Annotated in this window: 11 protein-coding genes; 8 read left to right on the forward strand and 3 right to left on the reverse strand. The window is 75.4% G+C overall.

Features of this window, described 5'->3' with window-relative positions; translation table 11 throughout:
- Positions 1-29 precede the first annotated feature (29 nt).
- Positions 30-1490 carry a sugar porter family MFS transporter gene (locus tag PO879_RS02105; protein WP_278236293.1) on the reverse strand — a complete coding sequence of 487 codons (1461 nt, stop codon included), beginning with the start codon at positions 1488-1490 and terminating at the stop codon, positions 30-32.
- 138 nt (positions 1491-1628) lie between these two features.
- Here PO879_RS02105 and PO879_RS02110 point away from each other — a divergent pair, with 138 nt between their 5' ends.
- The 3 genes from PO879_RS02110 to PO879_RS02120 all read left to right on the forward strand — a co-directional run bounded on the left by PO879_RS02110 (position 1629) and on the right by PO879_RS02120 (position 4078).
- Positions 1629-2228 carry a hypothetical protein gene (locus PO879_RS02110; RefSeq protein WP_278237431.1) on the forward strand — a complete coding sequence of 200 codons (600 nt, stop codon included), beginning with the start codon at positions 1629-1631 and terminating at the stop codon, positions 2226-2228.
- A 219-nt stretch (positions 2229-2447) separates the two neighbouring features.
- Entirely contained in the window at positions 2448-3068 is a 621-nt protein-coding gene (locus tag PO879_RS02115) for a DUF47 family protein (protein WP_278236294.1), read from the forward strand.
- A 2-nt stretch (positions 3069-3070) separates the two neighbouring features.
- Positions 3071-4078: an inorganic phosphate transporter gene (locus tag PO879_RS02120; protein ID WP_278236295.1), complete on the forward strand. Its 1008-nt coding sequence runs from the start codon at positions 3071-3073 to the stop codon at positions 4076-4078.
- A 3-nt stretch (positions 4079-4081) separates the two neighbouring features.
- Here the strand turns inward: PO879_RS02120 and PO879_RS02125 are convergent, their stop codons facing one another.
- The gene (locus tag PO879_RS02125) at positions 4082-4855 is read right to left on the reverse strand and encodes an IclR family transcriptional regulator (RefSeq protein ID WP_278236296.1); all 774 of its coding nucleotides are present in this window, start codon (positions 4853-4855) and stop codon (positions 4082-4084) included.
- 104 nt (positions 4856-4959) lie between these two features.
- Here PO879_RS02125 and hutH point away from each other — a divergent pair, with 104 nt between their 5' ends.
- From hutH to hutI, 5 genes are read left to right on the forward strand one after another with little or no spacing between them, the layout of a single operon-like run.
- Positions 4960-6579: a histidine ammonia-lyase gene (hutH, locus tag PO879_RS02130; RefSeq protein WP_278236297.1), complete on the forward strand. Its 1620-nt coding sequence runs from the start codon at positions 4960-4962 to the stop codon at positions 6577-6579.
- Between the two features lie 28 nt (positions 6580-6607).
- Positions 6608-8278, forward strand: coding sequence for a urocanate hydratase (gene hutU, locus PO879_RS02135; RefSeq protein ID WP_278236298.1), 1671 nt, complete (start codon positions 6608-6610; stop codon positions 8276-8278).
- Positions 8275-9483, forward strand: a complete 1209-nt coding sequence (locus PO879_RS02140; RefSeq protein ID WP_278236299.1) for an allantoate amidohydrolase — start codon at positions 8275-8277, stop codon at positions 9481-9483. The genes hutU and PO879_RS02140 overlap by 4 nt, the downstream gene beginning before the upstream one ends.
- Positions 9480-10844 carry a formimidoylglutamate deiminase gene (locus tag PO879_RS02145; protein WP_278236300.1) on the forward strand — a complete coding sequence of 455 codons (1365 nt, stop codon included), beginning with the start codon at positions 9480-9482 and terminating at the stop codon, positions 10842-10844. The genes PO879_RS02140 and PO879_RS02145 overlap by 4 nt, the downstream gene beginning before the upstream one ends.
- A complete protein-coding gene (hutI, locus tag PO879_RS02150; RefSeq protein WP_278236301.1) occupies positions 10841-12031 on the forward strand; it encodes an imidazolonepropionase in 1191 nt (396 codons plus the stop codon). Before PO879_RS02145 ends, hutI begins: the two co-directional genes overlap by 4 nt.
- A gap of 19 nt (positions 12032-12050) precedes the next feature.
- On the opposite strand, the gene PO879_RS02155 is transcribed toward hutI, so the two are convergent.
- Complete coding sequence (locus tag PO879_RS02155; protein WP_278236302.1) at positions 12051-13097, reverse strand: NUDIX hydrolase; 1047 nt, start codon at positions 13095-13097, stop codon at positions 12051-12053.
- Between the last annotated feature and the right edge of the window lie 6 nt (positions 13098-13103).

Consider the following 13103-nt stretch of genomic DNA (forward strand, 5'->3'; position numbering starts at 1 on the left):
GGGCCGACCGGGGCCGGCCGGTGCGCAGGTCAGGTGCGGCGCCGGGCGCGCACCTCCTCGCTCATGTCCTCCAGCTCCTTGCCCTTGGTCTCGGAGACCTTGAACCAGATGAAGACGAACGACAGCGCCGCGAAGAACCCGTACATGCCGTAGGGGATCGCCGGGCCGAACGTCGCCAGCAGCGGCGGGAAGGTCAGGGTGATGGCGAAGTTGGCGATCCAGTTGGCCGCCGCGCCGACCCCGAGCGCCGCCGCGCGGATCCGGTTCGGGAACATCTCGCCCAGCATCACCCACATCAGCGGGCCCCAGGTCGCGCCGAAGAAGACGACGAACGCGTTCGCCGCCACCAGGGCCACGGTCGCCCACGCGCCGGTCAGCGACAGCGTCGAGTCGCCCGTGGCCTCGTCGACGACGGCGGTGCCCTGGGTGAAGGCGGCCGCCATCAGCAGCAGGGAGACGGCCATGCCCGCCGAGCCCACCAGCAGCATGGGCCGGCGGCCCACCTTGTCGATCAGCGCGATCGCGACGAACGTCACCGCGATGTTCGTCACCGAGGTGATGGTGGAGACCAGGAACGCCTGCGACTCGTCGAACCCGACGGCCTGCCACAGCGTCGTCGAGTAGTAGAAGATCACGTTGATCCCGACGAACTGCTGGAAGACGGCCAGCAGGATGCCGACCCACACGATCGGCTTGAGCCCCAGGAAGCCCGACCCGCGCAGCGACCCGCGCTCGGCGTTCTCCTCGTCGACCGCGATCGACCGCTCGATCTCGCCGATCCGCTCGTCGACGCCCTCGTCCGGACCGAGCACCGACTCCAGCACCTGCCGGGCGTCGTCGCGCCGGCCCCGGGCCACCAGGAAGCGGGGCGACTCCGGCATCCGCAGCGCGAGCAGCCCGTAGACCGCGGCCGGCACCGCCTCGACGAGGAACATCCAGCGCCAGGCCTCCCAGCCGAACCAGAGCTGCTCGGCGGCCCCGCCGGCGGTCTCGGCCAGGATCTGGTCGCTCAGCAGGGCTCCGAAGATGCCGACCGTGATCGCCAGCTGCTGCAGGGACCCGAGGCTGCCGCGGATCCGTGCCGGGGCGATCTCGGCGATGTAGGCCGGCGCGATCACCGAGGCGATCCCGATGCCGATGCCCCCGACGAACCGCCACAGCGACAGGTCCAGGGCCGAGAAGGCCGCTGCGGAGAGCACCGCGGAGACGAGGAAGAGTCCCGCGCCGAGCAGCATGACGCGCACGCGTCCCCAGCGGTCGGCGAGCCGGCCGGCACCCCAGGCGCCGAGGGCGCACCCCAGGAGCGCCACCGCGACCACGAGCCCCGTCACCGTCGAGCTGAGGGCGAACTCGCCCTCGATCGCGGAGACGGCACCGTTGATCACCGACGAGTCGAAGCCGAACAGGAAGCCGCCGACGGCCGCGGCGAACGACAGCGCGATCGCCTTGCGGTGCGTGCTGCGCACGCTCGGGCGGGCAGGGGTCGACATACGTGGTCCCTTCGACGTGTGTGTGCGGCAACGGCCGCCTCGGGCGACTCTAGGGGCGTGACGGCGGATCGGCATGGTGGGCTGCGCGGCTGCCAGACTGGTGGGGTGAGTGACCGCCCACGCTTCCGCCGTCCCGCCATGCTCGACCCGCTCGAGGCCGAGAACTTGCCCGGCGAGCTCGACCCCGCGCTGCGCGACGAGGTCGCGCACACGACCGCCCGCGCCGTCGTGCACACCGCCCGGGCCACCGAGGACCCGGAGGTCGTGGCGCGCCTCGTCCGCCTGGTCGAGCGCGAGGGGCTCGACGTCGTGGCCGAGCTGTGGTCCGACGCCGCCCCGGCGACCCTGCCCGGAGCCCTGTGGAGGCTGTACGCCCTGCGCGAGTGGGTCCGCCGCGACCCCCGCACGATCGGGCTGCGCTACCGGCTCGGCGTCGACGTCGCGCCCGTCCACGAGGTCGTCGCCGGGGTGCCCCGGCCGCCGACCCCGGAGGACCTGCGGGTGCTGGCCGACACCGTGCTCTCCGGGGTCTACGCCGGTGACCTCGCCGTCGCGCTCGAGCGGGCCGCCGCCTTCGGCCGCATCCTCGCCACCGGTGCCGCCTACGACGCCGACGCCCGGGAGACCGCCGACCCGGAGTCCGCGACCCGCATGACCCGCGGGGCCGCCGACCTGACCCGCACGGCGGAGGAGCTGGAGCACGCCGCAGCGCTGTGGCGTGCGGGTTCGCTGGACTGAGTCCCCGCCCCTAGAATGGTGGCGCGGCGTCGGGCCGCGGTAGCCCCGGGCTCCATCTTCAGCCGCTTCGAGCGGCCACGCGCCGAGAGGCGCTCCCGGTCCGGCGTCGCGCTCTTCCCACCGTCACGGAGCGGTGCCACTCCGTGACCGGAGCACGCGCTGCCGCGGGGCGGGCCCTACCCTGTGACTGACCGAGCGTTTCTCCGACCGGGGGTCCCTGTGCGCCTGCGCCTCACACCGCGCGACTCGACCTACTACGACCTGCTGGCTGCGCTGGCGCGGCACACCGTCACCGGTGCGTCCCTCCTGGCGGAGCTGCTGGGGGCGTCGCGGCCGGAGCGCGAGCGCATCGTGGCCCAGCTCGCCGAGGCCGAGCACCAGGCCGACGACGTCACCCACTCGATCAAGCGGCGGCTCAACCAGACCTTCGTCACCCCCTTCGACCGGGACGACCTCTACCACCTGGCGTCGGCCCTGGACGACTGCATGGACGCCATGGACGAGGCCGGCCACCTCATCGTGCTGTACAAGGTCGCCGAGCTGCCGATGGCGGTCTCGGAGCAGGTGCAGGTGCTGCAGCGCTGCGCCGAGCTGACCGCCGACGCGATGCCCCGGCTGCGCAAGCTCGACCAGCTGCCCGAGTACTGCGTCGAGATCAACCGCCTGGAGAACCAGGGCGACACGCTCCACAGGTCCCTGCTGGGCGATCTGTTCGACAAGGTCACCGACCCGATCCTGCTCATCAAGCTCAAGGAGATCGTCGACAACCTCGAGGAGGCCACTGACGCCTTCGAGCGCGTGGCCCACCTCGTCGAGTCCATCAGCGTCAAGGAGTCCTGAGGGTGGAGCTGGCGCTCGTCGTCGTCATCGTCGCCGTCGCGCTCGGGTTCGCGTACACCAACGGGTTCCTCGACGCGGCGAACGCCGTCGCGACCTCGGTGTCGACGCGGGCGCTGACCCCGCGCATCGCGGTGACCATGGCGGCGGGCATGAACTTCGTCGGTGCGCTGCTGGGGACGTCGGTGGCCGAGACCATCGCCACCTCGATCGTCGAGCTCGACGACGGCACCGCCGTGCAGTCCCTCGTCGTCGTGCTCAGCGCACTGCTCGGGGCGATCGCCTGGAACCTCTTCGCCTGGTGGTACGGGATGCCGACGTCGTCGACGCACTCCCTCATCGGCGGTCTGCTGGGAGCCGGCATCGCCGGTGGGATGACGGTGTACGGCGCCGAGGTGGTCGACAAGGTCGTGCTGCCGACGCTCTTCTCCCCGCTGATCGGCTTCGTCGGCGCCTACGTGCTCATGGTCGCCCTGATGTGGATGCTGCGGAACGTCGCCCCGGCACGGGTGAACCGCCGCTTCCGGGTGGCGCAGACGGCCTCGGCCGCCGCGATGGCGCTCGGCCACGGTCTGCAGTCCGCGCAGAAGACGATGGGTGTCATCTGGCTCGCCCTGCTCACCGTCGGTTCCACCGCCGCGCGCGAGGGCATCCCGCTGTGGGTCAAGATCGCCGCGGCCACCGCGATGGCGGTCGGTACCTACGCGGGCGGGTGGCGCATCATGCGCACCCTGGGTCGCCGCATCATCGAGCTCGACCCGGCACGGGGCTTCGTCGCGGAGTCGGTGTCGGCCGTCGTGCTCTACGCCAACGCCATCGTGCTGCACGCACCGGTGTCGACGACGCACACCATCACCTCGGCCATCATGGGCGCGGGCGCGACCCGCCGGTGGACCGCGGTGCGCTGGGGCGTGGTCCGCACCATCGCGATCTACTGGGTGCTCACGGCACCCGTGGCCGGGCTCCTGGCCGCGGGGGCGACGCTCGCGCTGCTGCCCCTGGCCGGCGGCTGATCCTCACCGCGGCCGGGCGCCCAGCCGGGCGCTGATCGCGGCGGCCGCCCGGGACACCTGCTGGGCCAGCCGCTCGCGGTCCTCGGGGCCGCGGTCGGCGGAGCGGAACGTCAGGGCGAGCCCGGCCACCGCCCGGTCGAGGTGGTCGACGACGACGTCCGCCACCGAGGCGAAGCCGTCGGTCACCTCGCCGTCCTCGACCGCGTACCCCCGCCGGCGGACCTCGCGCAGCACCGTCCGCAGCTCGCTCAGCGTGCGCGGCCCCCGGCCCGTGCGGTCGCTGAACGCCCCGGTGGTCGGGTAGGCGGCCCGGACCTGGGCCGCGGGCAGGTGGGCGAGGACGGTCCGCCCCGACGCCGTGAGGTGGGCGGGCAGGCGGACGTCGACGTCGGACACGAGCGGCGGGCGGCCCGGTGCCCGCTGCTCGACGAGGTAGAGCACCTCGCGTCCGTTGAGGAGCGCGAGGTGGCCGTTCTCGCCGGTCGCCTCCACCAGCCGGGAGACCACGGGGCGCGCCAGCCGGGTCACGGGTGCCTGACGCGTGTAGGCGGTGCCGAGCCCGAGGGTGGCGACCCCGAGGCCGTAGCGGCGCTCCTCCGGGTAGTGGGTCACGAACCCCTCGTCGGCCAGGACGGACAGCAGGTGGTAGACGGACGACCGGGGCAGGTCGAGGCTCGCGGCCACGGACGACGCGGGCACCGGGCCGGGCTGGGCGGCCAGGTGGGCGAGCAGACGCGCGGTGGCGCGCGCCGCGGGGACGTCGCTGCTGCCTGCCACGCCGCGCCACCTCCCGTGCCGGACCGATTACGCTGTCTGGTATCCCAGACACTATCGCCGTCCGGCGACGCCCCACCGATCACCGGCGGGTGTGCGATGAGGGCATGAGCACGACGCACCCCTCGCCGCCGTCCCCCGTCACCCACCGCCGGGGGACCGCCACGGTCCTGCTGGACGGATCCCCCCTGCGGGTCGACCAGGTCGTCGCCGTCGCACGCCACGGCGCCCCGGTCGCCGTGGGCGCCGCGGCCCGGGACGCGATGGCGTGCTCCCGGGCCGTGATCGACGCGCTGGCGGACGACGTCGCCCCCCACTACGGCGTGTCCACCGGGTTCGGGGCACTCGCCCGCCGGCACATCCCCGCCGGGTCGCGGGCCCGGCTCCAGCTCTCCCTGGTGCGCTCCCACGCCGCGGGCTCCGGGCCCGAGGTGGAGACCGAGGTGGTGCGCGCCCTGCAGCTGCTGCGTCTGGCCACGCTGTGCACCGGCCGGACGGGGGTGCGTCCCGTCGTCGCCGAGACCTACGCGGCGATGCTGAACGAGGGGCTCACGCCCGTCGTCCACGAGTACGGCTCCCTGGGCTGCTCGGGCGACCTCGCCCCGCTGGCCCACGTGGCGCTCGCCGCCCTGGGCGAGGGCGAGGTCCGCGACGCCGCGGGCACCCGGCGCCCGGCCGGGGAGGCGCTGGCGGCGGCGGGGATCGAGCCGCTGGCGCTGCAGGAGAAGGAGGGGCTCGCGCTCATCAACGGCACCGACGGGATGCTCGGCCAGCTCTGCCTGGCCCTGGACGACCTGCAGGGTCTGCTCGCCACCGCCGACGTCGCGGCCGCGCAGAGCGTCGAGGCGCTGCTCGGCTCCGACGCCCCGTACGTGGCCGACCTCGTGGCGATGCGCCCCCACCCCGGGCAGGCGGCGTCGGCGGCGAACCTGCGCGCGATGCTCGCGGGGTCGCCCCTCATGGCGAGCCACCGCGAGCTCGCACCCGACGGGACGCCGGCCTGCACCCGCGTCCAGGACGCCTACTCGTTGCGCTGCGCCCCCCAGGTGCACGGCGCCGCCCGCGACACCCTCGACCACGCGCGCCTCGTCGCCGACCGCGAGCTGGCCGCGGCCATCGACAACCCCGTGGTGACGGTGGACGGCCGGGTCGAGTCCAACGGCAACTTCCACGGCGCCCCGGTGGCGTACGTCCTCGACTTCGTGGCGATCGCCGTGGCCGACGTCGCCAGCATCAGCGAGCGCCGCACCGACCGGTTCCTCGACGTCGCGCGCAACGAGGGCCTGCCGCCGTTCCTGGCCGACGACCCCGGCGTGGACTCGGGGCTGATGATCGCCCAGTACACGGCCGCGGGGATCGTCTCCGAGCTCAAGCGTCTCGCGGCGCCCGCGAGCGTGGACTCGATCCCGTCCTCGGCCATGCAGGAAGACCACGTCTCCATGGGCTGGGCCGGTGCCCGCAAGCTGCGCCGCGCCGTGGACGGGCTGACCCAAGTCCTGGCGATCGAGCTGCTCACCGCCGCCCGCGCCCTCGACCTGCGCGCCGCCGCGGACCCGGCCCACGGGCCGGCCGCGGGCACCGGGGCCGTCCGCGACCTGCTGCGCACCCGGGTCGAGGGCCCGGGGCCCGACCGGTACCTGACGCCCGAGATCGACGCCGTCGTCGACCTCGTGGCCGACGGGGCCGTGCTGGACGCCGCGACCGCCGCCGTCGGCGACCTCGCCTGACCGACCCGACCGACCCGAGGAGTCACCGATGACGACCTACGACCGCGGTACGCCGGTGCCGGTCCGTTCCCCGCGCGGCACCACCCTGACCGCCCGGAGCTGGCAGACCGAGGCGCCGCTGCGCATGCTGCAGAACAACCTCGACCCGGAGGTCGCCGAGCGCCCCGACGACCTGGTCGTCTACGGCGGCACGGGCCGTGCCGCCCGGGACTGGTCGAGCTTCCACGCGATGGTCCGCACGCTGACCGACCTGCGCGCGGACGAGACGATGCTCGTGCAGTCCGGCAAGCCGGTGGGTGTGCTGCGCACGCACGAGTGGGCGCCGCGGGTGCTCATCGCCAACTCCCACCTCGTGGGGGACTGGGCGACCTGGCCGGAGTTCCGCCGCCTCGAGCAGCTCGGGCTGACGATGTACGGCCAGATGACGGCCGGGTCGTGGATCTACATCGGCGCGCAGGGGATCCTGCAGGGCACCTACGAGACGCTCGCCGCGGTGGCCGCCAAGCGTTTCGGGGGCACGCTCGCCGGGACGCTGACGGTCACGGGCGGCTGCGGCGGCATGGGCGGCGCGCAGCCGCTCGCCGTCACCCTCAACGGGGGCGTCTGCCTCGTGGTCGACGTCGACCGGTCACGTCTCGAGCGGCGGGTGCGCGAGCGCTACCTGGACGTCGTCGCCGACTCCCTGGACGACGCCGTGCGCCAGGTGCAGGAGGCGAAGGCCGCCGCCCGGCCGCTGTCGGTCGGCCTGACCGGCAACAGCGCCGAGGTGCTGCCCGAGCTGCTCCGCCGCGGTGCCGACGTGGACGTCGTCACCGACCAGACCTCCGCCCACGACCCGCTGTCCTACCTCCCGGTGGGCGTCGACGTCGCCGACTGGGCCGAGTACGCCGCCGCGAAGCCCGAGGAGTTCACCGACCGGGCGCGGGAGTCGATGGCCCGCCACGTCGAGGCGATGGTCGGCTTCCAGGACGCCGGTGCCGAGGTCTTCGACTACGGCAACTCGATCCGCGACGAGGCCCGCCAGGGCGGGTACGAGCGGGCCTTCGAGTTCCCGGGCTTCGTGCCCGCCTACATCCGCCCGCTGTTCGCCCAGGGCAAGGGGCCGTTCCGGTGGGCGGCGCTGTCCGGGGACCCGCGCGACATCGCGGCCACCGACCGCGCCGTGCTCGACCTCTTCCCCGAGCACGACCACCTGCACCGGTGGATCCGCGCGGCCCAGGACAAGGTCGCCTACCAGGGCCTGCCCGCCCGCATCTGCTGGCTGGGCCACGGCGAGCGCGACCGCGCCGGCCTGCGGTTCAACGAGCTGGTCGAGTCCGGGGAGATCAGCGCGCCGATCGTCATCGGACGCGACCACCTGGACTCCGGCTCGGTGGCCTCGCCGTACCGCGAGACCGAGGCGATGGCGGACGGCTCGGACGCGATCGCGGACTGGCCGCTGCTCAACGCCCTGGTCAACACGGCCTCCGGCGCGACCTGGGTGTCGCTGCACCACGGCGGCGGCGTCGGCATGGGCCGGTCGATCCACGCCGGCCAGGTGACGGTCGCCGACGGCACCGAGCTCGCCGCGCAGAAGCTGGAGCGGGTGCTGTCCAACGACCCGGCGACGGGGGTGCTGCGGCACGCCGACGCGGGGTACGACGACGCCGTCGCCGCGGCCGAGCGCGGCGGCCTCGTCCGCCCGATGGGCCGCGCATGACGGCGGTCGCGGGACTGCTGCGGGACGTCGCCGACGTCGGACGGGCACCGAGCGGCGGGTACGCCCGCTTCGCCTGGACGACGGCGGACCTCGCCCTGCGCGAGTGGTTCGTCGCCGAGGCCGCCGCCCGCGGGCTCGACGTCGCCGTGGACCGCGCCGGGAACCAGTGGGCGTGGTGGGGCGACCCGGACGCCGACGGCCCCGGTGTCGTCACCGGCAGCCACCTCGACTCGGTGCCCGGGGGCGGCGCGTTCGACGGCCCGCTGGGCGTCGCGAGCGCCTTCGCGGCCGTCGACGTGCTGCGGGCCCGCGGCGTGCACCCCGCGCGGCCCCTCGGCGTCGTGAACTTCTCCGACGAGGAGGGCGCCCGGTTCGGGCTGGCCTGCCTCGGGTCGCGGGCCGTGACGGGCACCGCGGGTGCCGACCGCCTGCTGGGTCTGCGCGACGACGCCGGGGACACGCTCGCCGACGTCCTGGCCGGAGCGGGTCTGGACCCGGCCGGCTACGGGCCCGACGCCGAGGCGCTGGCCCGGGTGGGCACCTTCGTCGAGCTGCACGTGGAGCAGGGCCGCTACCTCGCGGACCTGCACGGCGACGACTCCGCGCCCGTCGCCGTGGCCTCGGCGATCTGGCCGCACGGCCGCTGGCGCGTGGACCTGCACGGCGAGGCGAACCACGCCGGCACGACGCCGCTGGCCCACCGGCACGACCCGATGCTGGACCTGGCCGGCCTCGTCCAGGACGTCCGGGCCGCCGCCGGGTCGGCCGACGCGCTCGCCACCGTCGCGAAAATCTCCGTCGAGCCGAACGGGGTCAACGCGATCCCGTCGCGGGTCCGAGCCTGGATCGACTCCCGGGCACCCCGGGAGGACGCCGTGCACCGGGTCCTCGCGGACCTGTCGGGCTACGGCCCGGTCGAGGAGTCCTGGTCCCCGGCCACCGTGCTCGACCCGGCCCTGGCCGCCCGCCTGGCCGACGTCGTCGGACGCCCCGCCGGCACGGCGCCCGCGCCGGTGATCGGGACCGGCGCCGGGCACGACGCCGGCATCCTGGCCGCCACCGGCGTGCCGACCGCGATGCTGTTCGTCCGCAACCCCACGGGGGCCTCCCACACGCCCGCCGAGCACGCCGAGGAGGCGGACTGCGAGGCCGGGGTCGCGGCGCTCGCGGACGTCCTGACCGACCTGCTGGGGGAGGCCGCGTGACCTTCTGGTGCGAGCACGCGTGGCTGCCCGGCGGCCTCGCCGCCGGGGTGCGCGTCGAGACCTCCGCCGGCCGGGTGACCGCCGTCGAACCCGGGACGGCACCCGTCGCCGCCGACACGGTGCTGCCCGGCGTCGTCCTGCCCGGGCTGGCCGACGCGCACTCGCACGCGTTCCACCGCGCGCTGCGCGGACGCACCCACGACGACGGCGGATCCTTCTGGACCTGGCGCGAGCGGATGTACGCCGTCGCCGACGTCCTGACCCCCGCCCTCTACGAGGAGCTCGCCACCGCCACCTACGCGGAGCTGGCGCTCGCGGGCGTGACGGCGGTCGGGGAGTTCCACTACGTGCACCACGCGCCCGACGGCGGCCGGTACGACGACCCGCACGCCATGGCCGGGGCGCTGCGCCGGGCCGCGTCCCGGGCCGGGGTGCGCCTGACGCTGCTCGACACCTGCTACCTGCACGGCGGCCTGGACGTCGACGGCGCCGCCGGTGCGTACCGGCCGCTCGCGCCCTCGCAGCGGCGCTTCGGCGACGGGGACGCCGACGCCTGGCGGACCCGCGTGGAGGAGCTGCGGTCGGCCTGGGCCGGAGCGGACGACGTCCGGGTCGGCGCGGCCGTGCACTCGGTGCGGGCCCTCGCGCCGGACGAGATCGCCGTCGTCGCGGCCTGGGCGCAAGAGCACGAGGCCCCGCTGCACGCGCACCTGTCCGAGCAGCCCGGCGAGAACCAGGCGGCACGGTCGGTCCACGGGACGAGCCCCACGGGGGTGCTCGACGCCGCCGGCGCGCTCGGCCCGCGCACCACCGTCGTGCACGGCGTCCACCTGGACGCCGACGACGTCGCCCGGCTGGCCGCGTCCGGCACCGCGGTGTGCGTGTGCCCGACGACGGAACGCGACCTGGCCGACGGGCTCGCGCCCGTCGACCGGCTGGCCGCCACCGGGGTGCCGCTGTGCGTCGGCTCCGACCAGCACGTGGCCGCCGACCTGCTCGCCGAGGCGCGCGGGCTGGAGGAGCAGGCCCGGCTGCGCACCGGCCGCCGGGGCGTGCTCGCGCCCGCCGCCGTGGTCGAGGCGGCCACCGCGGCCGGCCACCGCGCGCTCGGCTGGGACGACGCCGGCAGGATCGAGGTCGGGGCGCGGGCCGACCTCGTCGCCGTGGCCCTCGACACGCCGGCCGTGGCGGGAACCGACCCCGCCCAGCTCGCCCTGGTCGCCGGGGCCGGCGACGTGCGGACCGTGGTCCGCGACGGACGCACCGTGGTCCGCGACGGGCGGCACGTCGACCTGGACGTGGCCGCCGCCCTGCGGACGTCGATCGCGAGGGTCTGGGACCTCGTGGAGGAGGCACGATGACGGAACCCACGAAGGACCGCACGCTGCTCGTCACGGGCATCGGCGAGCTCGTCACGCACGACCCGGCGCACGGCGCGTCCGGGGTCCTGACCGACGCCGCGCTGGTGGTCTCCGGTGGGCGGGTGGCCTGGACGGGCCCCGCCGCGCAGGCCCCGGCCACGGACGACCGGCTCGACGTCGAGGGACGTTGCGTGATCCCCGGGTTCGTGGACTCGCACTCGCACGTCGTCTTCGCCGGGGACCGGTCCGCGGAGTTCGCCGCCCGGATGGCCGGCGAGCCGTACACCGGCGGCGGCATCGCCACCACCGTGGCCGCGACCCGGGCCGCCTCCGACGACGTCCTGCGTGACGGTGCCCGGCGCCTCGTGGCGGAGATGCGCGCCCAGGGGACCACGACCGTCGAGATCAAGAGCGGGTACGGCCAGGACGTCGCCACGGAGGAACGCATGCTGCGCCTGGCGCGCGAGCTCACCGACGAGACGACGTTCCTCGGTGCCCACACCGTGCCGGCCGAGGCCGCGCACGACCGTCGCGCCTACCTCGACCTCGTCACCGGCCCGATGCTCGCCGCCTGCGCACCCCACGCCCGGTGGGTCGACGTGTTCTGCGAGCCCGCCGCACCCACCGCGTTCGACGCCGACGAGTCCCGGGAGGTCCTGGCGGCCGGGATCCGCGCCGGGCTGCTGCCCCGCGTGCACGGCAACCAGCTCGGGCCCGGTCCCGGCGTCCGGCTCGCCGTCGAGGTCGGTGCCGCCAGCGTCGACCACTGCACCCACCTCACCGGGGACGACGTCGCGGCGCTGGCCGGGTCGAGCACGGTGGCGACGCTGCTGCCCGCCGTGGAGTTCTCCACCCGCTCGCCCTATCCCGACGCGCGGGCCCTGCTCGACGCGGGCGTCGCCGTCGCCCTCGCCACGGACTGCAACCCCGGCAGCTGCTACTCCTCGTCGATGCCGTTCGTCGTGGCGCTCGCGGTGCGGGAGATGGGAATGACACCCCTGGAGGCCGTGCGCGCCGCCACCGCCGGCGGAGCCGCGGCCCTGCGGTGCGACGACGTCGGGACGCTGGAGCCCGGGGCGCGGGCCGACCTCGTCGTGCTCGACGCACCCTCGCACGTGCACCTGGCCTACCGCCCGGGCGTGCCGATCGTGCGCACGGTCCTGCGGGGCGGGCGCCCCGTCGCCTGACCGGTCGAGCGACCGCGGCTCAGAAGACCTGCGGAGCCACCCGCTCCGCCGCGACCACCCGGGGGCCCTTCGGCGTGCGCGCCACGTGCGCGACCAGCGCCTCGCCGGGCTCCAGGTACGGGTCGCGCCGGGGGAGCGTCGCCGCCACCGCCCGGCTCGAGTGCTGACCCAGCACGTCCAGCACCGTCGGCAGCACCGGGCGGTGCGTGCACAGCACCGAGGCCCGGTCCGCCTCCAGCAGGTCGCGCACGGCCGCGGCCACGCGCGCCGGGGACCGTTCGTGCTGGGCCTCGCCGAGGTTGTCGCTGTACTCCGGGCGCAGGTTCGCCGCGCGCACGTACGGGTCGATCGTCGTCGCGCACCGCTCCCAGCGGCTCGAGATCACCGCGTCCACGCCGTAGGAGGCCAGCACCGGCACGAGCGCGGCGGCCTGACCGTGCCCCAGCGGGGTCAGCGGACGGTCCTGCTCGACGCCGTACCAGTTCGTCCGCGGCAGGGCCCGGCCGTGCCGGACGATGACGACGGCGTGCGTGGCCAGCTGCCGGTCGCGGAACGCCTCGACCACGGCGTCCAGCGGCGCGCGGTCCGTGGGTCGGGTGAGGCGCTCGGCGGCGTCCTCGGCGTCGAGCCACTCCGCCTTGTCGATCTCCCGCTTGGACGCGGGGGCGATCGGGGTCCGCGCCGCCAGGGCGCGCGAGTCGCTCTTGGCCGAGGCGCGGCGCGCGGCCCAGTAGTGCACCCGCTTCACCCGGCCCTCCGGGGTCAGGTACTGCAGGCCGGGCAGCGGCAGACCCAGCACGACGGGCTTGCCGGTCTCCTCGGTGACCTCCCGCACGGCGGTGGTCGCCAGCGACTCGCCCTCCTCGTGCTTGCCCTTGGGCCACGACCAGTCGTCGTAGCGGGGCCGGTGCACGAGCTGGACCTGCAGGCGGTCGTGGCGGATGCGCCACACGACCGCGCCGGCGGTCTGGATCACCGGGGCGTGCTGGACCGACGTCGGCCCCAGCGGGTCGACGAAGGGGGTCGCCGTGCGCAGCGCACGAGCGGAGTGCGACGTGGTGCTCATCGGGCG

The sequence above is a fragment of the Isoptericola sp. AK164 genome (assembly GCF_029643425.1).
GTDB lineage: Bacteria > Actinomycetota > Actinomycetes > Actinomycetales > Cellulomonadaceae > Isoptericola > Isoptericola haloaureus.